A 21,490-nucleotide genomic window follows, 5' to 3' on the forward strand; every position below is an offset into this window, starting at 1 on the left:
GTCGAGGGATTCGCTTTCGCTCATCGGGGATATCATCAAGGGAATATAAGGGGAGGGAATCGGAGAATTAGGAGGAACAAAGATACCGATTTTGCATCAGGGGAGGAGCTTCCCCTTCGGACGAAACTTGCTGGGACTAGCAGAGCCAAGTATAGGGAAGACCAACTAGTGGCGCTACTGCTGCCTCTTGGGAAGCACTACTGTAGCCTCCGAGGAGGAAGCAGTAGTGCCTCTTGGTAGTTGAGCCTTCTCCCACGGCACTGGGGATGCTCCTTGCGGGTACTCTGAGCTACTTCGGAGGGAGAGCATGCGCTAGGTGTAGTAGAAAAGCAGTTTTCTTCGTAACTTTGTGTATTATACACCCTTTAGGGCTGGCGATGAGACCGCCCGCGATTTATTTAGATGCAAGACCTAGATATCCGAGGAGCACGAGTGCACAACCTCAAGGACATAGATGCACATATCCCCCGCTACTCACTGACCGTCTTCACAGGGCTCAGTGGGAGTGGTAAGTCTTCCCTAGCGTTCGATACGATCTATGCCGAGGGACAGCGTCGGTATATCGAGACTTTTAGTTCCTATGCACGAGGCTTCCTCGGTGGAGGGATGGAGCGTCCCGATGTGGATGAGATCCGTGGGCTTGGTCCCGTGATCTCAATTGAGCAAAAGACAACGAACCGCAACCCACGCTCCACGGTGGGTACAGTGACGGAGATCTACGACTTCTTCCGTCTGCTCTATGCCCGAGCAGGGGAGGCGATCTCCTATCTCTCGGGTCGCCCGATGGTGCGCTATACCGAGGAGCAGATCCTTGAGCTTCTGCTCCAGCGCTATGAGGGCAAGCGGGTGATGCTCCTCGCTCCCGTGGTCAAGCAGCGCAAGGGACACTACAAGGAGCTCTTCGAGCAGCTCCGCAAGAAGAGCTTCCTCACCGTGCGTGTCGATGGAGAGCTCCGAGAGATCACCTATGGCATGAAGCTCGACCGCTACAAGCTCCATAGCGTCGAAGTCCAGACCGACAAACTGACGATCACGAAGAAGAACGAAGATCGTCTCCTCGCTAGCCTTCGCCTTACGCTCAAGGAGGGGGATGGCGTGATGATGCTTCAGGATCTGGACTCAGGAGAGATCGCTTACTTCAGTCGCCATCTGATGGACCCCGAGACGGGGCTTTCCTACAATGAGCCCGCCCCCCACAACTTCTCATTCAATTCTCCCAACGGTAGCTGTCCCCGCTGTAAGGGGCTTGGGGACGTACAGGTCATTGACCTCGATAGCATTATCCCCGACCGCACCAAGAGTATTTATGCTGGGGGGATCCTTCCCCTAGGGAAGTATCGGCGCACGCTGGTCTTCGCCGAGATCGAAGCCCTCTGTGCCAAGTACGAAGTATCCATCAAAGATCCGATCCAGTCCCTCCCAGAAGATCTGCTTACAGAGATCGTCGAGGGAAGCGAGGAGGATCTAGTGATCGAGGACGAGCGCTTCTCGAGCCTCTCTGGTGTCCCCCTCTCCTACGATGGACTAGGAGCCTATCTCATGGCTCAGGCAGATGAAGAGGAGACACGTAAGGATTCGGAGAAGTGGATGGCGCAGTTTACCCGTGCTGAGGTCTGCCCCGAATGCTCGGGAGGTCGCTTGAACAAAGAAGCCCTGCACTACTTCGTCGGTGGTAAGAATATCGGGGAAGTGGCCTCGATGGAGCTTACCCACCTTGCCTCTTGGCTCGAGGGCTTGGAGGATAGGATGAATCCCCAGCAACGCACGATCGCTACCGAGGTGCTCAAGGAAATCCGCACCCGACTCTCCTTCCTTCTGGATGTCGGGCTAGGCTATCTCTCGATGAATCGTGTCTCCGCCTCACTCTCCGGAGGCGAAAGCCAGCGTATTCGCCTGGCTACTCAGATCGGGACTCAGCTCGTCGAGGTACTCTACATCCTCGACGAACCGAGTATCGGACTGCATCAGCGAGACAACGTCCGTCTCATTCACTCGCTCCAGCGCCTCAGAGATCTAGGGAATACGGTCATCGTCGTCGAGCATGACAAGGATATGATGCTCGAGGCTGACCACATCATCGATATGGGCCCCAAGGCGGGTCGTCTCGGTGGAGAAGTGGTCTTCTCGGGTACGCCTGAGCAGATGATGCGAGCAGGCACGCTGACGGCTAAGTACATCAGTGGGGTGGAGACGATCGAGATAGCTGCACTTCGCCGACCTATCACGGAGCGTGTCCTTCGCCTCACGGGGGCTCGGGGGAATAACCTCCGTGGGATCGATGTCACCTTCCCCCTAGGGATGATGATCTGTGTCGCTGGAGTCTCGGGAAGTGGCAAGAGTACCCTCATCAATGAGACGCTCCTTCCGATCCTAAGCCAGCACCTCTATGCCTCGCTCAAGGATCCCCTGCCCTATGACAAGATCGAGGGACTGGAGTATGTCGATAAGGTCGTCGCTGTAGATCAGTCACCGATCGGGCGCACTCCTCGCAGCAACCCTGCTACGTACACGGGTGTCTTCACCGATATTCGTAACCTCTTCGTAGGTCTCCCCGAGAGTAAGATGCGAGGCTACAAGCCTGGCCGCTTCTCTTTCAACGTCTCGGGAGGACGGTGTGAGACCTGTTCGGGCAACGGCTATAAGACGATCGAGATGAACTTCCTGCCCGATGTCCTTGCCCCCTGCGAAGTCTGCCATGGCCGCCGCTACAATAGAGAGACGCTCGAGGTGCGCTTCAAGGGTAAGTCTATCGCTGATGTCCTCGACATGACGATCAATGCTGCGGTGGAGTTCTTCGCCCACGTCCCTCATATCCTCAAGCGCCTACAAGTCCTGCAAGAGGTAGGCCTCGGCTATATCAAGCTCGGGCAGTCCTCTACGACACTATCGGGAGGGGAAAGTCAGCGTATCAAGCTCGCCTCAGAGCTCGCCAAGCGTGATACGGGGAAGACCGTATATATCCTCGATGAGCCCACTACGGGTCTTCACTTCGAGGATATACGTGTCCTGCTTGGCATCCTTAATCGCCTCGTCGAACGAGGAAATACCGTGATCATCATCGAGCACAACCTTGATGTACTCAAGAGTGCAGACTATATCATCGAGATCGGCCCCGAGGGAGGTAAGGACGGAGGAGCTCTCCTCTTCGAAGGAACTCCCGAGGATCTTGCCAAGGTGAAAGACAGCCCGACGGCTCCCTTCCTCGCTCACGAACTCAAGCTCGCTAAGGGAAGCAAGAAAGCAAAGAAAGAACTAAACACACATATCTAGTCTACTTAACGCCAACGCACATGAAACTAGGAAACCGCCTGTCAAACAAGATTTGCCCCGACAACATGACTATCGAGGAGTGGCAGGTAGCCCTCCGTCGAGAGAATGCCCGAGAGAGCGACTTCTCTGTCGAGCATCTAGACAAGAATCGTATCTGGGGAGATTACTTGGTCTGTAGCGCTACGGGCCGCTATCGTGTCGCCTTCCGTGGCGTACAGAGTGACCGCAACTTCTGCTCCTGCTTGGACTTCCGCACCAACGGGCTCGGCACCTGTAAGCACCTCGAGGCTGTAGCCCTCTACCTCCAACAGCATGTCCCAGGTTACCCCTGGGCAGGCCTTAGCTATGCCGCCGAATACTCCTCCATCTATGTGAGCTACAAGGGGGGGAGAAGCATCCGTATCCGTGTCGGCGATGCTTATAGAGCCGAGTACGAGCGACTCAAGGAGAAGTACTTCACGCCCGAGGGGATCTTACCCGAGACGAACTATTATCTCTTAGAGCAGATCTGCCAAGAGGCGGTAGCCATCTCCACCTCCTTCCGCTGCTACGAGGATGTGCAGGAGTTCGTCAATGAGAGCCTAGCGCTCCAGCAGTGGAAGACCGAGCTCCAGAATGCTTATCCCGAGCAGGCTATCCCTTGGGATAAGAAGGCTCTTACCCCTGCTTATGCTGATGTAGAGCGTCTCTTGTACCAGCTTTGTCTCAATGGCTTTGGCTTCATCGTCGGGCTCAAGCATCCCTTCTACATGCACCTCATCGCCCGGCTTGTCGAGGAGGTCTACCAAGGGGAGGTCGTCCGTGAGAAGGGCTACGTCATCGTCAATACCGATACTGATGTGCTGCTCTGGCAGTCCGTGCTCCTCGAATACAGTGAGTACATTCACCTGCCCGTACAAGTCATCTCTCAGCAGAACTTCCTCAAGCAGCAGATCCAGCAGGGTGCCAAGGCAACCTTCGTCTACGTCAATGATGCTGACTGCCTCAAGGAATGGAAGAATCCCCTCTCCCTTGCCATTAAGCGTCTTGAGGTGAAGCACCTCTATCTCCATGTAGAGACGCTCCAGCACTTCACCCCTGTGCAGCTATCGTCGATCCTGCAGCATATCAACCCCTTCATCATCGGGCCTTTCTATAAGTTCATCCATACGTACCGCCCGATGTTCCCGCTGAAGGAGCGTACGGACTTCCTTCCCCCCGAGATGCAGGACTTCACGATCTTCGTGACGCAGGTCCTCCTCACGGCTCCTGTCTTGCCCAAGGGGGATGGCCCTTCTACGGCTCCGATCCCAGTAGAGGAACTCCTGACTCCAGAGAATAGAGTGTCCCGATTCCTTGCCCTTCTTGGCGAGATCCTCGATGATCCAGACTCGGCAAAGCTCTTACGGGAGCGCATCGGGCAGATCTCAGGGCTCAGGTAGCTTGCCTAAGTAGTCTAATTAGATTACCTTTGCACACAATTTGTTAGGGGATTTCCCTTGAGGTCGGAGGCCCTCCTCCGATACCTACGATCAAAGCATAGTATACATTAAATAATAAAAGACGAATGGCTGTATCGATTAAGCAGACCTCCGAAGTAGCAGCTGTCATCACTGTACAGGTGAACGCAGCAGACTACCAACCCCAAGTAGATAAGGCACTGAAGAACTACCAGAAGAACGCTTCTATCCCAGGCTTCCGTAAGGGACACGCTCCTCTGGGACTTATCAAGAAGCAGTTCGGTACCTCCACCAAGGTCGACGAGATCAACCGTGCTGTCGTCAACGCTCTCTTCGGCTATATCGACCAGGAGAAGCTCCAGATCCTCGGCAGCCCTATCCCTGTAGAGAATGAGAAGGAATACGACTTCGCTACGACCGAAGACTTCGAATTCTCCTACGACGTAGCTCTCGCTCCCAAGATCGAAGCTAAGCTGGATAAGAAGGACAAGCTCACCTACTACCGCATCGTCGCTACCAAGAAGATGGAGGACGAGCAGATCCAGCGCATGCTCGACAATGCTGGTAAGCAAGTCGAAGCTGATGCTGTCGCTGACAACGATGTCGTCTACGGTCGCATGATTGAGCTTGAGAACGGTCAGCCCAAGGCTGGCGGTATCGAAGCCGAGCAGGCTCTTATCCTGCCTCGCTTCGCCAAGAACGAGGCTGAGAAGGCTAAGCTCATCGGTGCTAAGGTCGGTGACACGATCTCACTCGAGCCCTTCGCTCTCTATGGTGGCGAAGCTCCTGAGATCGCATCGCTTCTGAACATCGAGAAGGAGGCAGTCCCCGCTCTTGAAGGGGTAGCCTTCTCCTATCAGATCCACAAGATCTCTCGCCGTGAAGCTGCTGAGCTCAACGATGCCTTCTTCACCGAAGCCTTCGGCGAAGCTAGCGAGATCCGCAGCGAAGAAGCGCTACGTAAGAACATTCAGGACAGCTTCTCTGAGCAGTTTGCTACGGAGAGTGACTTCAAGTTCACCCGTGACCTCCGTGCCCTTCTCCTCAAGAAGGCTGGCAAGGTAGCCTATGACGAAGCACTCCTCAAGCGTATCTTCGTCGCTCGCAACAAGGATGTCAAGGCTGAAGAGCTTGACCGCGATATGCCTAAGATCCTCGACGATATCACCTTCGACCGCATCAAGGCTCAGATCCTCGAGGCAAACAATGTCAAGATCGAAGAGGAAGATCTCAATAAGTTCGCCCTCATCGTAGCGAAGAACCAGTTCGCTATGTACGGCATGACCAGCGTACCCGACGAACTCCTCGAGAACTATGCTCAGAGCATGCTCAAGGACGAGCGTACGAAGGAGAACCTCATTGACCGTGTAGCTGACAGCAAGCTCGCTGCTATTGCCAAGGACGCTATCAGCGTCGAGGAGAAGGAGATCTCTCCTGAGGAGTTCAATGCCCTCATGGCAGACGGTGCCGAGGCTTAGTACACGCATCTCTCATCCGATGGTCTCTCCTCAGGGTCTTAGCTCTGTGGAGAGACCTTCGTTTTGCTCCTGAGCTCGCTTTTGTAGCTCCCTCTGTCCCTCCCGATGAGGGACGATTTACCCACAAGAAACAATAGACTAGCGATATGATCACAGTTAGCGATCTCTCTGTGCAGTTCGGCAAGCGCATCCTCTTCCAGGATGTCAACCTCAAGTTCACGCCAGGGAACTGCTACGGCATCATTGGTGCTAACGGAGCTGGTAAGTCCACTCTCCTGCGCACGATCAGTGGTGCCCTTGAGCCTACCCGTGGCTCGATCACTCTAGGTCCTGGTGAGCGCCTCTCGGTACTCAGTCAGGATCACCATGCCTTCGATGCCTTCACCGTCATGGATACGGTCCTGATGGGACACAGCGTCCTCTGGGCGATCATGGAGGAGAAGAACGCCCTCTATGCTAAGCCCGACTTCAACGACGAGGACGGCAATCGTGTCGCTGAGCTTGAGGACAAGTTCGCCGAGATGGAAGGCTGGAATGCTGAGAGTGATGCAGCGATGCTCCTCAGCGGTCTTGGTATCAAGGAAGACCTTCACTATAAGCTCATGAAGGAGCTTAGCGGTAAGGAGAAGGTGCGTGTCCTACTGGCTCGTGCCCTCTACGGTAAGCCCGACAACCTCCTTCTCGACGAGCCTACCAATGACCTTGACTTAGAGACCGTCACTTGGCTGGAGAACTATCTCTCCGAGTACGAACAGACGGTGCTTGTCGTCAGCCACGACCGTCACTTCCTCGACTCCGTCTGTACACACACCGTAGACATTGACTTCGGTCGTGTCCAGCAGTTCGCAGGGAACTATAGCTTCTGGTATGAGTCTAGCCAGCTAGCTCTGCGCCAACAGCAGCAGCAGAATAAGAAGGCTGAAGAAAAGCGTAAGGAACTGGAAGAGTTCATCCGTCGCTTCAGTGCTAACGTCGCTAAGAGTAAGCAGACGACTAGCCGTAAGAAGATGCTGGAGAAGCTCAATGTCGAAGAGATCAAGGCCAGCAGTCGCCGCTATCCAGGGATCATCTTTACTCCCGATCGTGACCCAGGGAACAAGATCCTCGAGGTCAAGGGACTTACTGCTTATGCCGATGATGGTACGCTTCTCTTCCGTGATCTGAACTTCAACGTAGAGAAGGACGATAAGATCGTCTTCATCAGCCGTGACCCACGTGCGATGACTGCGCTCTTCCAGATCATCAACGGCGAAGAGAAGCCAGCAGAGGGTACCTACGAATGGGGTCAGACGATCACCGAAGCTTACCTACCTCTGGACAATACCGCCTTCTTCAACACGGATATGAACCTCGTCGAATGGCTGTCTCAGTTTGCAGCAGATACCAATGAGGTCTACCTCAAGGGCTTCCTCGGTCGCATGCTCTTCTCTGGTGAAGAGATCTTGAAGAGTGCTTCCGTCCTCTCTGGGGGTGAGAAGATGCGCTGCATGATCTCCCGTATGATGCTCAAGAATGCTAATACGCTTGTCCTCGATAGTCCGACGAACCACCTTGACCTGGAGTCCATCCAGGCCTTCAATAATACGCTGAAGACCTTCAAGGGTAATGTCCTCTTCACGAGCCATGACCACGAGTTCATTCAGACGGTGGCTAACCGCATCATCGAGCTAACGCCTGGTGGTATCATCGACAAGATCATGGACTACGATGACTACATCGTCGATCCTACGGTCGCAGAGCTCAAGGCTAAGTACTACGGTGCTTAATCAGCTCTTTAGCTAAGGGTGAAGGGACAGCTTCCCGAGCCCATACAATAGAACTAGCAGGGGTGCACTCTTTTTCGGAGTGTGCCCCTAGTAGTTTCTTCTCCCCCTAAGAGTATCCAAAAGAAACCTATGGTGGGTCGCTCTGGCGACCTACCGTAGGTCGTCGAGACGACCCACAGTAGGTTTTTAGAGCGACCTACCATAGGTCGCTTTTTTCAGTTTCCGTATAGCGTGCTCTGAGCTTGTTAGTAGAGCCTCTTATTGCTCGACGCAGGAGCTAGGAAGACGATGCCCTGAAGGGCAACCAGTATTTGGGTATTCTTACCAGAAACTTGTACCTTTGAAGTGGTCCTTGCTTATCTAGGACCTAAGTTTCATTCTTACATATAAAACACATCAACATGCTGAAAAACTTTCTTAAAACAGCTCTGCTAGGCCTCGTCTCAGTAATAGGTCTTGCTTCCTGCGACTCTTCTGCTAAGCAAGCTGAAGACTTCGATGCTCTTCGTCCTACGCTCCTCGGAGGTGTCTACTTCTACCGAGGCTATGGCGGGGTAGATGATGTCGCTAGCCAAATCAGCTCTGCGGGTGTCTCTCAGATCGATGGCTACAAGGAGCTCTTCCTCAATCCTTATGAGAATGAGTCTGTCAGCAACATCAACACCATGCTTGAGAGAGACTGGGGGATCACTGATGCTGCTGGTCTCAAGGAGAAGCTGGAGAGCCTGAAGACGGCTGCTAGCGAACACAAGGCTTGGGACTGGGCTCGTGGTGTCAATATCGCTTGGGCTGGCCTGAAGGCAGACTTCCTATCTCGTGAAGAAGTCGACACCTACCTTAAGTCGCTCGTTCCACTAGCACAGGCTAAGTTCGCAGACTGGAATGCTTATTACAAGGACTTCCTCGATGGACGTACGGCTTGGGATCCTCAAGATGAGTACGGCGGTAAGGAAGAGCTGGAAACTACGGTCAAGGATCTCCTTGATAACTCAGCTTCTATCTATAAGGTAATTCCTCTGAAGTAGTTCCCATGGGCTGAAGAAGGATATCAATCAGATTCCTTTCTTTAGATCCTTGAGATGCAAAGTCGAGGGGCAATACGATCAGCTGATCGTATTGCCCCTCGACTTTTATTGCTAGCACGCTCTATGATCACTTTGCTACTGTAGCTCTGATGCAATGTGCACACCCTTCCCGAGTAGGTGCGTACATATCTCTCTCCGCTTGCGCTCAGATCGATCTCACAGAAGGGGTGGAAGGCAGGTGGTAGGGGGGTATCATAGGACGTGCAGTAATCGAAGGACTAAGTGAGGTATCGTTCTCTAGAGAGTCTACATCACCTAGAATTGCCAGAGGGTTCCTTGGACAAGGCTATATGTATTCCTATACTCGTAGTGCTAAGGGACAAAAGCTGTGGGGCGATACGCTTGATCAAGCGCATCGCCCCACGGCTTTTAGCAAGAGTGTTATACCTTATTTAGGAGTCGTACCCTTGACCCAGTAGTTGCTGGAGTTGGCTACCGAGCTGATACGCACATAGCCATCTTCGCCTTCTATTGGCTCGACCTTGTAGGGCGAGTTGTACACGAGCGACTGGAGATACCAGTCGAAGGCACGGTGGCCAAAGAGCCAAGCGAGGTCCTTCTGGATGATCCGCGTCATGTGGAACTGATTGGGCTCCCCATAGATCGAGGTGTAGTCCACATAGTAGCTTCCCCATGAGTCGTAGAACCAATAGTTGATCAAGAATTGTAGGGTGATCTTAGGCATCTCATCATCATATGAGCCCCAATAGACATCGTTCCCGAAGGTCCCTGGATAGACATCTCCCTGCTGTGTCTGCTGAACCTGTAGGAAGAGATTATAGGCATCCTTCCCTGTCTGACCCTCTGCATAGGTGATCTGGGTCGACTTCTCCGTCAGGTCATATGTGCCAGCGAAAAGCGTGAGGGTCTGCTTACCATTGTCAGTCGTCACTGCAGTCTTATCTGCATTGAGCTCAAGGGTGCGCAGCGTGTCTGTACCGATGGCTAGCGGGGTGAGTAGACGAAGCCCCTTGTCGGTGAAGACGATGGGAAGCATACGCTTCTGGTCATCGTAGCGTACCCAGAGCTGGCGGGCATTCCCGAAGACCGAGACCGCTACTTCCTTCCCTCCGAGTTGGAGTGGAGAGAGCGCCTTTGCCTTGAGGGCAGCTTGGCTCTCACTGATCTTCTCGAAGTAACTCTTGGGATCTTCATCGATACGTAGAAGCGTCATACGGTTCTTCGTACGTCCTCCACGAAGGGTGATGGTCCGCTTGTCGTCACTGACCTTCTCGATGACGAAGTCAAAGTCCCCGTTGTATGCTTCGGGCACGCCCCACTGAGGATTCGAGTAGTGGTGCAGAGCTGCATTGAAGGTGTCGAAGGTCAGGCGTACCCCTCCATTGTGTGAGAAGTGGTAGGTCGAGCTATACTCAGTCTTGTAGACGGGCTTCTTCCCCAGCTCAGGCTTATTGGGATCGATGAGCACGGAGTCTACAAGTTCCTTATAATCCTCGGAGAAGATCTTAGCTTCGTTCTTTGAGGCGAACTTGACACAGAGGTTGTGCCCCCCATACTCACCTGAGCTAGGTATCAGGGTGAGTAGCCATCCATGTTCGCTCGAGCGCAGGAGTTCCTCTATTGCCTTGGTCTTCTCTGCGATGTATGTCGTCGGATAATTGCTGTCATCGGGCATGTCCTCATACTGTCGGCAGGAACCGAAGAGGACGGCAAGCCCGAGAGCAAGAATATGATAGTAGCGCATAGTTAGTATCCTTTAGGGTATTGGGTGAAGTCCATACTTGCGACCTTCGCAAGTCTCGTCTGAGCTTCAGCTCGGATCTTATCAAGGTCAGCCGAATATTCGGATCGAAGGTAGTCCTTCATGATCTTCAGCTTCTTCTCGATGATCTCACGTCCGGTGAAGGTGGCTTCGCTACGGTTCTTCCCTTCAGCCTTCTTCAAGAGCTCCTCCCACTCGGTATCGGAGTAGAGGACATAGTAGGCAAAGAGCTCGGCGAAGTCTTCGTCGGCATCGGTGCTGGCATAGTCACTGACGAAGCCTGCATAGTTCGCACTCTGTCCCGTACGCCACCAGTAGGAGAAGGCATCCTGCTTCTGGTACTCGAGCGAGGAGAGTTTGTCGAACTCTGTGGGGTAGGCTCGCTCCTCATGCAGGGTATGTGCCGACTCGTGGAAGAGCACGCTCACATAGGACTCGCGCACCGTGCTGGTGTATTGAGTGTTCAGCTCGTTGATGTTGTAGATCCAGATCATCCCTTGGGGAGCTGCCCCTGCCATACGACGGTCGATCGCATAGCCCGAGGAGCCGAAGAGATTGAGGTACTTCACCGTGTGGGTCTGCAGATAGCCCTCGGGTGTAGAGGCTTCGTAGACTTGGAAGAATAGGTAGTCAATGAGGTTGAGGAACTCTAGTGCCTTATTCTCCATGACGGGAGCCAAGAGGTAGCGGCGGTCCGTGACTCTATCGTCGTAGCGGTAGCTGATGTCTACGTTGTACTTCTTGGCAAAGAGCTTCTGTATATATTGGTCGAGGCGAGTCATCTCCGACATAGGCTTCTGTGTGAAGACCTGACGATTTGCCTTGACGGAATCAATGTCCGAGGAGCATCCCATGAGGCCACTCAGTGCGAGAGCTGCTAGGGGAATGAATAACTTCTTCATAGCTCGTAGTCAGATTTAGTTGGTGGGGTTCTGCACGATCTTCCCCTTGATGGCTTGGCTGGGAAGCTGGAGCGCTTGGCGAGGGTCACGAGCAGGGAGTGTACTCTGGACGACATAGCGGTAGCCATCATTCAGCCTGCGGTAGATGGGTATCCCGTATCGCTTGATATCCTGCCATCTTAGTCCTTCGTGCATGGTGAGGATACGACGGCACTGGAGGAGGTGCTGGAGGAGGGCATTCGCATCGCTGCTGGCGATGGTGAAGTGCGGATTGAACTCCTTGCGTATCGAAGCCTTCTCCTTGCTGTCTAGAGCAAGGGCGTTGTAGAAGGCGATGACCTCTGCCTTGGTGAAGCTCTTCTGACGATCATTCTTCTCCCCATCATTGAGGTAGTTCGAGGTGAAGAGATTGATGTCGTCGAGGGCAGAATCATAGTTGGCAGCACCCTGATGGATCTTTGCTTCGGCACGTACAAGTAGGGTCTCGTCAGTGGTGAAGGGAGTCTCCATCGTCTGGATACTATTGCTTGGATAGGTGGGGTACTTGGGTTGTACGGTCTTATTGATATTCCCTTCGGTATAGATGAAGGGCTGGAACCAATAAGGGTCCTTACTTCCCCAGATATTCTTAGCGAAGAGTGTCTCGGTGAGGGTCAACTCCTGCGACTGAGTGAAGCGGGTATTGTAGTAGCTTGTCCCTCCTGTGATCAGCCAAGGATAGTAGCTGTAGGTCGAGAGTGTAAGCAGATTCGCTGGGTTAGCAACATCGTAGTAAGCTAGGGCGAAGGCTGCGTCGGTACGGGGGACGTTGTAGAAGGCCTTCCAATTACGTAGCACCAGCGAAGGGTTGGATCCGAGTACCTTGTCGGCATGCTCGATGGCCTTATCCCACTTCTGATAGTAGAGGTAGAAGCGTGCTGCGAAGGCATGCCCCGAAGCCGCCGTGAAGTGGAACTTCTTGTACTTGTCGCTGTAGGTGGAGTACTTCTCTAGGAGAGGTAACCCAGCCTCAATGTCAGCGGCTATCTGCTGGTAGGTCTCAGCGAGTGTCCCTCTGGAGTAGTTGGGGAGCAGGCTCACGACACGCTCCTTGAGATAGGGTATCCCAAGATCCGTGCTACTCGTCTGTGGGTCGAAGGCAAGGCAGAATGCATTGGCCAGCTGGAAGTGTCCCCAAGCTCGAGCCAAGAGTGCTTCTCCCTCAGCAGCTCGGTATTCGTCACCATGCTCACCTGTCTCCTTGATGTCCTCAAGGGCTTCGTTGGCATGGGCGATAGCGTAGTAGGTCGTCTCCCAGATCTCATACGGTGCATCGTAGAGATTATCCGAGTTCACGATCTTCTCCCAGTAAGCAGCACCCTCACAGAACTGATTCGTATAGGGATTGCCCGTACCATCATCATGGATATTGTCCGAGGAGAGCTCGGTGAGGTAGCTGATGGAGCTCGTAGAGTAAGCGCTATTGAGTAGCTTCTGGATCTTGCTTGCGTTGTCTGGTTCGACAAGGTCCGAATAGGGGTTCTTGTCGAGGAACTTATTGCACGATGTCATCGAGAGGGCGAGGATGACACCTAGTCCGATGGATGTAAGTGGCTTCATTGTTCGTTCGTATTTCGATGACTAGATACCCACTGTGCAGGTGAAGATGATCGAGTGGGGGCTGTAAGCGTAGGGTAGGGCTCCATTGAGCTTCTTGTCTGAGTAGATCAGGAAGAGGTTCGATGCTTGGAGCTTGAGATCTACCGAGCTAAGGAAGGTCTTAGCAAGTGCAGCCTTAGGTATGGAGTAGCCCAGCGAGATGTCTCGCAGCTGGATGTAGTCACATCGGGCGATACGTACATCGGAATAGTTGTAGGTGCTGTAGGCACGGGAGAGGTTAGGATAGCTATTACGCTGACCACTCGTAGGGATGGATGGGACGTTGGTGTGCTCTTCGTCACCTGGAGCACGCCAGCGGCGGTTGAACTCATGCCCGAGGACTTGGTAGTCGTAGTAGCTGGAGCTGAACTGTGTAGGCAGACGCTTCACGCTCCCGAAGGAGTAGAGTACGTAGACACTTAGCGAGAAGTTCTTCCAGCGGAAGCTATTGTTCAGCCCGCCTTGGTCGGTAGGCTGGAGAGTACCTGAGTACTTGAGGTAGTCGAGGTTCTCCGTAGCACTGAAGTTGATATTGTCTCGCTCGATGGAGCCGTCATAGTTGTAGAAGAGGGGGAACCCTTCCTTGGATAGCTTGTAGAAGGGGATCGAGAAGATCGAAGCAAGGGGATAGCCCTCACGAGCTGCACCATTCGATGAGCTGACTAGAGTCGATACGTCGGGATGGGAGTTGAGCTTCGTGACCTTATTCGTGTTACGAGAGTAGGAGAAGGTCGTCGTCCAAGAGAACTGCTTGCTCTGGATGTTCTGTGTCGTCAGTGATAGCTCCACGCCCTTGGCTTCCATGGAGGCTACGTTGCCATAGGGCTTGAAGAAGCCACCAGTACCTTGGTTGTAAGCCACATCAACGAGGTCTCGGCCTTGGCGGGAGAAGAGGTTGAGTGAAGCGCTTATCCGTTCGTCCCACAGACCGAAGTTGAGGTTCCAGTTGAGCTCATACATCTTTTCGTAAGTCAAGTCATGGTTCGCTGGCTCACTGAGGTAGAGTCCGGGCTCGATCAGGTCATTGGGGCGGAAGGGAAGGAAGGGCTTGATGCGCTGGTAGGAGTTGTAGACGAAGGGGAGTGTCCCTGTCATCCCGTAGGAGATCTTCGTGGAGAGCGAAGAGAGGGGCTGTAGGCTTGGGAAGAAGGCTTCGCTCGAGACATCCCATCCTAGAGCAGCGTTCCAAGTGGGGATCCAGCGTACAAGGCGAGACTTACCGAAGCGGTTGGTCCCTTCGTAGCGGAGCGACCCGTCGAAGGTGTAGCGTCCGAGGAAGCTGTAGGAAGCATTACCAAGGAAGGCTACGTTGCGGTCGATCGTAGTCTTGCGTGTGTAGTACTTGCGGTTCCCTTCATGGAGCCACTTGAAGAGCAGGGGATCGAAGGTGCTGAGTTCACCGATCTCGAAGTTGACCCCGTATTCATCGTGCCAACCGCTCTTCTCTAGATAGTCGAAGAGGTCCATCCCGCCGACAAGTGTCAGAGCGTGCTTCCCATCGCCGAAGGTATCAATGTAGGTAGCACGAGCCTGCAGGTCAAAGCGTCGTGAGGAGAAGTCCTGTATGGTGCGATAGCCCCCATGAGGCATGACTACCTTGGGGACAGCGTAGACGTCATCAGCGGGCTTGTATAGGTAGCTATTGCGGTCTCGGATGAGGCGCTTGTTCATGGCACGGAAGCGCTCTGACACGTTGGACTTCTCGGTGCGGATGAATTCTGAGATCAGTCCGTAGTATTGGATCGACCCAAGGAGTGAGGCGTTGAACTTCTGTGAGGGGCGATAGGCGATCGAGGCTTGTAGGCGGAGGTTGATCGCATCGTCGTCCTGATAGTTCTGCTTCATCTCTTCCTTGAGGTTGAGGGGAGCGAACTCGTAGAGATAGTATTGATCGGGGTCGAGTGTGCGGGAGAAGCTCTTTGCAGAGGTGAGCGGATTGAAGTCTCCTCCATCATGGCTCTGGGAGTAAGAGGCATTGACGATCGAGCCGAAGGTCCAATATCTATGAGGCTTGAAGGAAGCATTGAGATTGAAGAAGTAGGTGTTCTCTGATTGGACTTTAGCCCACCCTGGATCGATCGTAGCACCGAGAGAAGCGTAGAAGTTCGAGACCTGCGTCCCAGAGGCTAGAGATACGGTGTGCTGGTGGCGGATGCTGTTCTGGAAGAGCTCCTTGAACCAGTCGGTATTTCTTCGCTCAGCAGCAGCGAGGTAGCGAGTCTGTCCTTCGATGGTATTGTCTTGGTAGTACTGATTGTTCTTGTATCTGATGGCATTGTCATACATCAGCCCATATACCCCGTAGCGTGTCTGATAGAGGACGGTCTCGGGGCTAAGGCTACCTCCCTCTTCCAGCTCCTTGAGCACGGACATCTGGTCTTGAGAGTTGAGGATGTTGAACTCTCTATAGGAGGGGATGAGGCGGTAGGTCAGCTGTGAAGTGTAGGTGAAGCGATTGATTCCTTGTCCCGCATGACGTGTGCGGACGGAGATGACCCCACCAGTAGCTTGGTTCCCATAGAGTGCTGTGGCCGAAGCGTCAGTGATGACGGTGAAGCTCTCGATATCTCGCTCTGAGAGCCCTGGGAGGGCTGCTGCGATGAGGCGCTTAGCATCGGGGGAAGCGAGGTCAGCGGTGTTGAAGTCCTTGTCCTGCTTGTAGACCACTCCATCGATGACCCAAAGCGGGTAGTACTTGGTCTGGATGGAGGTCGTCTGACGCATCGTAGTCACTGCTGCGCCCTTCTGTTGCTCCTCGGCATCTTCTAGGGTGATGGTCAGAGGATCTCTGGAGGCGGCTACCTCGAGAGTCTTCTTCCCCGTGAGGGAGAAGATGAGGGTGGACTTCTCTGCTACTTGCAGGGAGAATTTACCATCTGCGTCCGTCGTCGTGTGCTTGGTGTTGTCGAGCTTGTCTGTGACAGATACCTTAGCTAGAGGAGTACCTCTAGAGTCAAGTACCTTGCCTTGGACAAGGATCGTCTGAGCACAAACGGCTGTCGCTGAGCTGACCGCTAGGATCAAGCCCAAGATTAGGGTCCATAGTCTTGTTACCATAATCAATAGCTACGTTTGTATGTTAGTGCTTAGCTTGCCTCTCTAGCTCTTGGAAAGCCCACAGGCGAGAGATGCAGTAACAAATTTAGTAAAAAGAGGGAACGGATGTTATGAAAGGTAAGTAAGGGTATATAATATAATTTTTAAGAAAAGAATGCCCCATCATCCCTCTTTTGTTAAGTGGAAGAGGGAGGGATGTGAGTAGGCAAAGGCATGGGGTTTTTCCTCTGGAAAAGGTAGGGAAGAGTGGGTGGTCTTGGCTTAGCTCTACGGAGAGGGGCGGAAGAAACCTACGGTAGGTCGTCGAAGCGACCTACCGTGGGTCGTCAGGACGACCTACCGTAGGTTTTTCTTGCGACCTACCGTGCATCCCTTTTGACCCCTCTTGAGGTCGCTTGGGAAGCGGAAAGTAGAGCGCCCCCTCCAGCATGCGGTAGCTGGAGGGGGCGCTGTGGTGATGGATGTAGCCTAAGGCTCGGTGCTAAGAGAGGGGACCTTCGTCCTCTGTCGGCTGGTAGGCTGTGGCATCAAATGAAGGGGAGGAAGGAGTGGAAGCCTTCGGGCTAGCCCCTTGGCTTGACTGCTGATGGATACGAGCATGGGTGGCTACGATCTCTGTGACCAGAGTGCTTGTGCCCGCTCGATCTGCCTCCCGTACATACTCGATCCTCCCAGCTATGGAGAGGATGGAGCCCTCATGAGCTTGCTCCAGCATCATACCGACTCCGCCTCGAGCGACGATGCGGTGCCATAGTCGCTGGGTATAGCTCTTCCCCCCTTCACGTCCCGTGACGAGCTCCTCGGTCTTGAGGCGAAGATGCACCTCGGGGAAGTCGGGAGCGAGGTAGTGAATAGTCGGCTCTTCGGTGACTTCGCCCGTGAGGATGACTTGGTTGGTCGGTGGTAGCTGGGGCATCGGGCTTAGCGATTCAAGACCTTGTTCTTGGCGATGACAGCCACGTAATCCTTCAGATAGTTAGGAGTCCAGTAGGCGGTGTCTACGAAGTCCCCCCGCTCGAAAGCTTGGCTAGCAAGAGGGATCATCGCTGCGGCTTCGGGAGCGAAGCCTTCATCCCAAACTTCGTAGCTGTGCTGAGGCCAGAGCCCACGGGTCTTCGTAGCTCCATTCCCGACGAGAATAGGGTGCGGAGCATCTTCGAAGATAGGATGCTCCCCATCAAGGATAGCAGCATAGTCTTCGGCCAGACGCTTGCCTCGACTATCGAAGCGGGCTGCATAGACTTCCATACGACGGGCATCAAGTAGTGGGAAGATCGTAGCCTCCTGACCTTCGGGCAGGGCAGTGATCGCCTGATGAGCGAGGAGCTCCAGCGTGTCGATGGCTAGGAGTGGCAGCTGAAAGCCTAGGCAGAGGCCCTTGGCTAGAGAGGCTCCTATACGAAGCCCCGTATAGCTCCCTGGGCCAGCGCTTACAGCGATGGCGGAGAGTTTGTGCCCCTCATTCTTGGCCCAGCTGATCAGTTCGTCGACCATGGGGGCAAGGGCAGCTGCATGTCCCCCTTCGGGGGCTGCTATGGATCGGGTGGCTAAGACTTCTGTTCCACGACCGAGGGCGGCACTGCACATCGTCGTCGAGGTCTCTATACAAAGGATCATGATATCGGGTAGTTAGGGTGTAGCGGGTTAGCCGAGGATAAGCTCTACGGGACAGTGGTCGGAGCCATAGATCTCAGTGTGGATCGTCGCCGAGGAGAGTCGGGGCACGAGCCTAGAGGAGGTGACGAAGTAGTCGATACGCCAGCCGGAGTTGCGCTCACGAGCCTTGAAGCGGTAGGACCACCAAGAGTAGATGTCCCGCTGATCGGGGTGGAAGTGACGGAAGGTATCGACGAAGCCTGCATCAAGGAGCTCTTGGAACTTCCCACGCTCTTCGTCGGTGAAGCCTGCATTCTTGCGGTTGGACTTGGGGTTCTTGAGGTCAATCTCTTGGTGGGCGACATTGAGGTCTCCGCAGACGATCACGGGCTTCTTCTCATCCAGCTCCTTGAGGTAGGCTCTGAAGGCATCTTCCCAAGTGACACGATAGCCTAAGCGGCGTAGATCGTCTTGGGAGTTCGGTACATAGACGGTGACGAGATAGAAGTCGGGGTATTCCAGCGTGATGACTCGTCCCTCGGTATCATGCTCAGCGATATTGATCCCGTAGGCTACGGAGAGGGGTTCATGACGCGTGTAGATCGCCGTGCCCGAATACCCTTTCTTCTCGGCATAGTTCCAGTAGGAGGTGTAGGTCGGGAGATCTGCATCGAGCTGTCCAGCCTGCATCTTGGTCTCTTGCAGGCAGACGAAGTCAGCATCTAGTTCTTTTATGATATCGGGGAAGCCTTTACCAAAGACGGCACGAAGGCCGTTGACGTTCCAGGAGATGAATTTCATTCGTTCTTGACTATTCTTATTGCTTGTAGTGGGTGGGATCCTCGATCCCTGCTTCCTGCATCGCTTCACGGCGCTCGATGCAGGTAGCGCACGAGCCACACTGGATATCACCACCCTCGTAGCAGCTCCAGGTCTCAGCGTAATTGATGGCGAGCTGCTTGCCGTGGCGAGCGATGTCACCCTTAGATATATCGGTGTAGGGAGCTGTCACTTCGACGGCATTGCTTGTCCCCTGAAGGATCGCTTCGTGCATCGGGCGGATGAAGGAGGCACGGCAGTCGGGATAGATCGCATGGTCACCGAAGTGATTGGCTAGATAGACCTTCTGGAGTCCTCGGCTCTCAGCGAGCCCTGCGGCGATGGAGAGCATGATCCCGTTGCGGAAGGGAACGACGGTCGCCGCCATGTTCTCCTCATCGTAGCTTCCCTTGGGGATGGCTCCTCCCCCTTCAAGCAGAGCACTACGGAAGTACTGCCCGATGAAGGAGAGTGGGATGGTGAGGTGCTCGATGCCCAGTCGCTCGCAGTGGAGGCGAGCAAAGGGAAGCTCCCGTGCATTGTGCTTCGATCCGTAGTCGAAGGACACTGCTAGAGCTAAGCTATCTTGATACTCATAGAGGAGGGTGACGCTGTCCATTCCTCCTGAGAGGACGATGAGTCCGTCTTTTGTCTTCATAAGCAGGCTAGAGGAAGAAGCTCAGGATGATCTGAGCAGAGATGATACGCACGAACATACCCACAGGATATACGATCGCATAGGCTACCGAGCTGGAGCGAGACTCGTTGATCGACATGGCGTAGTCTAGGGCCATGGAGTTGGCCATCACGCCACAGAGCATCCCGACGGTCTCGGCATGTGTCTTCTTGTAGCCGAAGAGGGAGATGAGCCCTACGATCATCGTCGGCAGGACGGTGATGAGGAAGCCTAAGCCGATCCAGAGAAGGCCATCTCCATGGATGATCATCTCGAAGAAGTGCGAGCCACTAGCGAGCCCTAGACCTGCGAGGTAGAGGATGATGCCCAGCTGCTTGATCAGCTGTGTGGCGCTATTGCTCATGTAGGTGGCGATGCGGAGGCGTGCTCCGAAGGCTCCCATGAGGATGCCTATGATGATGGGACCACCAGCGAGCCCGAGCTTGATGGGCATGCTTAGCCCTGGGATCGTGAGGGGGATAGATCCGATGATGCAGCCCAGAGTAAGTCCGAAGAAGAAGCTGAAGAGCTTCGGCTTGTCTAGCGTGTTGATCGAGTCCCCGAGGAACTTAGCCGCACGCTCGACCTCCTGAGCTTCCCCGACGACCGAGAGACGGTCCCCGAGCTGGAGGTAGAGGTCGGGAGTGGCAAGGATCTCAATCCCTGCACGATCGATACGGGTGATATTGATCCCGTACTGATTGCGTAGGCGAAGGGCTCCGAGCTTAGCTCCATTGACCTTGGAGTTGGTGATGATCAGGCGCTTGCTGATGAGCTGGGAGTCGATGGCATCCCAATCGATGTCGGGACGGTTCCAGTCTCGGCTCTCGGCTCGCTTTCCAAAGAAGGCCTCCATCTCCTCTAAGTCTTCGGGGTGGATGAGTACGAGGAGATGGTCTCCCTCGGTCAAGACCGTCTGCGAAGAGGGGATGATGAGGTTGTTTCCTCGCCAGATACGAGAGATGATGAAGTGCTTGTCCTCTAGACGCACGGCCTCGAGGATTGTCTTTCCGAAGAGGGCGCTATTGGTCAGCTCCAGCTCCGTGATATAGGTATTGCGAGCGGACTTATCCTCGGCGGGTTTGCTCCGTCGTGGGTCAAGCATGTTGAGCATGATGATCGCTAAGATCATCCCGACGACACCGAGCGGGTAGGTGAGGGCACACCCTAGTGCTAGGTCGGCTACCTCGCGAGCACCACTGGGGCCGAGGGTGTCCTGCATCGTACTCTGCACGGCAGCGAGCATAGGCGTATTAGTCACAGCTCCCGACATGATCCCCAGTAGGTTCGGTATGGAGATCCCGCAGAGGAAGTGCAGGATGAGCACGAGGATCAGCCCGATAGCGATGACGAGTAGTCCGAGCGTATTGTATAGGATCCCTTGACTCTTGAGTGAAGGGAAGAAGGAAGGGCCTACTTCGACCCCAAGCGCATAAACAAAGAGAGAAAGGCCGATGGTCTGGGCAAAGCTGTTCATCTCAGGATTGACTCGGACTCCGAAGTGAGCCGCTAAGATCCCGACGAAGAAGACGAAGGTGATCCCGAGGGAGATCTTGCCTATCCGAAGCTTCCCCAGCGTCAGCCCTACAGCTGAGACGAGGGTAAGCCAAACGAGGGTCTCCAGCACCGATGGGGTGACGAAGACATCTCGTAGCCACGAATTTATTGCCTCCATTGAATGTAGTGAATGATTGGTCAGCAGGGAGTCTAAAGACTCTGCCTCGGCAAAAGTACCACTTTTGTTGCGATTTGTTAAGCAAAGAAGAGACCTTCGTGAGGCAAGTCTTTGTCTTTTACCTCTACCCATAAATGAAGGGGGAGAGTTGCCCTGTGTGCTGACCTCCGACAGACTTAGGGACTAAGCGCTCTATATAGCCTAAGCGGGCAGACTGCTGAGGGGATCATCTGGATAAGCTAGCTTTGTCTCGGAGAGGTGAGCGCCCGAGCGATGCCTTCCTATTTGCAGTGTTCCATCAAGCGAAGCGCTATTGTTGCCTCTCGGGAGGCGCTACTGGTGCCTCCTGAGAGGTACTACTGCTAC

General features: G+C 54.1%; 14 protein-coding genes. 5 read left to right on the top strand and 9 right to left on the bottom strand.

The annotated features are described in order from the left end of the window. Positions 1-402: 402 nt before the first annotated feature. The 5 genes from uvrA to Q0336_RS02880 all read left to right on the top strand — a co-directional run bounded on the left by uvrA (position 403) and on the right by Q0336_RS02880 (position 8,978). Positions 403-3,270: an excinuclease ABC subunit UvrA gene (gene uvrA / locus Q0336_RS02860; RefSeq protein ID WP_298525448.1), complete on the top strand. Its 2,868-nt coding sequence runs from the start codon at positions 403-405 to the stop codon at positions 3,268-3,270. A gap of 20 nt (positions 3,271-3,290) precedes the next feature. Next, positions 3,291-4,691, top strand: coding sequence for an SWIM zinc finger family protein (locus tag Q0336_RS02865; protein WP_298525451.1), 1,401 nt, complete (start codon positions 3,291-3,293; stop codon positions 4,689-4,691). 125 nt (positions 4,692-4,816) lie between these two features. Further along, entirely contained in the window at positions 4,817-6,187 is a 1,371-nt protein-coding gene (gene tig, locus Q0336_RS02870; RefSeq protein WP_298525454.1) for a trigger factor, read from the top strand. A 146-nt stretch (positions 6,188-6,333) separates the two neighbouring features. Then, positions 6,334-7,953: an ATP-binding cassette domain-containing protein gene (locus Q0336_RS02875; protein WP_021667072.1), complete on the top strand. Its 1,620-nt coding sequence runs from the start codon at positions 6,334-6,336 to the stop codon at positions 7,951-7,953. A gap of 401 nt (positions 7,954-8,354) precedes the next feature. Beyond that, positions 8,355-8,978 carry a DUF1266 domain-containing protein gene (locus tag Q0336_RS02880; protein ID WP_298525457.1) on the top strand — a complete coding sequence of 208 codons (624 nt, stop codon included), beginning with the start codon at positions 8,355-8,357 and terminating at the stop codon, positions 8,976-8,978. A 448-nt stretch (positions 8,979-9,426) separates the two neighbouring features. On the opposite strand, the gene Q0336_RS02885 is transcribed toward Q0336_RS02880, so the two are convergent. The 9 genes from Q0336_RS02885 to Q0336_RS02925 all read right to left on the bottom strand — a co-directional run bounded on the left by Q0336_RS02885 (position 9,427) and on the right by Q0336_RS02925 (position 21,124). After that, entirely contained in the window at positions 9,427-10,743 is a 1,317-nt protein-coding gene (locus Q0336_RS02885; protein ID WP_298525460.1) for a DUF4302 domain-containing protein, read from the bottom strand. A 2-nt stretch (positions 10,744-10,745) separates the two neighbouring features. Beyond that, the gene (locus tag Q0336_RS02890; RefSeq protein WP_298525463.1) at positions 10,746-11,663 is read right to left on the bottom strand and encodes a substrate import-associated zinc metallohydrolase lipoprotein; all 918 of its coding nucleotides are present in this window, start codon (positions 11,661-11,663) and stop codon (positions 10,746-10,748) included. Between the two features lie 15 nt (positions 11,664-11,678). Further along, positions 11,679-13,262, bottom strand: a complete 1,584-nt coding sequence (locus Q0336_RS02895) for a RagB/SusD family nutrient uptake outer membrane protein (RefSeq protein WP_298525467.1) — start codon at positions 13,260-13,262, stop codon at positions 11,679-11,681. Positions 13,263-13,283: 21 nt separating this feature from the next. Continuing rightward, positions 13,284-16,358, bottom strand: coding sequence for a carboxypeptidase-like regulatory domain-containing protein (locus tag Q0336_RS02900; RefSeq protein ID WP_298525470.1), 3,075 nt, complete (start codon positions 16,356-16,358; stop codon positions 13,284-13,286). Positions 16,359-16,839: 481 nt separating this feature from the next. After that, positions 16,840-17,274 (bottom strand): single-stranded DNA-binding protein, encoded by a 435-nt coding sequence (locus Q0336_RS02905; protein ID WP_298525472.1) that lies wholly within the window; start codon positions 17,272-17,274, stop codon positions 16,840-16,842. Between the two features lie 5 nt (positions 17,275-17,279). Further along, positions 17,280-17,975 (bottom strand): tRNA (adenosine(37)-N6)-threonylcarbamoyltransferase complex dimerization subunit type 1 TsaB, encoded by a 696-nt coding sequence (gene tsaB, locus Q0336_RS02910; protein ID WP_298525474.1) that lies wholly within the window; start codon positions 17,973-17,975, stop codon positions 17,280-17,282. 27 nt (positions 17,976-18,002) lie between these two features. Then, positions 18,003-18,755 carry an exodeoxyribonuclease III gene (locus Q0336_RS02915; protein ID WP_298525476.1) on the bottom strand — a complete coding sequence of 251 codons (753 nt, stop codon included), beginning with the start codon at positions 18,753-18,755 and terminating at the stop codon, positions 18,003-18,005. Between the two features lie 16 nt (positions 18,756-18,771). Beyond that, complete coding sequence (queC, locus tag Q0336_RS02920) at positions 18,772-19,431, bottom strand: 7-cyano-7-deazaguanine synthase QueC (RefSeq protein ID WP_298525478.1); 660 nt, start codon at positions 19,429-19,431, stop codon at positions 18,772-18,774. A gap of 7 nt (positions 19,432-19,438) precedes the next feature. After that, positions 19,439-21,124 carry a putative transporter gene (locus tag Q0336_RS02925; RefSeq protein ID WP_298525481.1) on the bottom strand — a complete coding sequence of 562 codons (1,686 nt, stop codon included), beginning with the start codon at positions 21,122-21,124 and terminating at the stop codon, positions 19,439-19,441. Between the last annotated feature and the right edge of the window lie 366 nt (positions 21,125-21,490).

The sequence above is a fragment of the uncultured Porphyromonas sp. genome (assembly GCF_938039215.1).
In the GTDB taxonomy this organism is placed as follows: Bacteria; Bacteroidota; Bacteroidia; order Bacteroidales; family Porphyromonadaceae; genus Porphyromonas.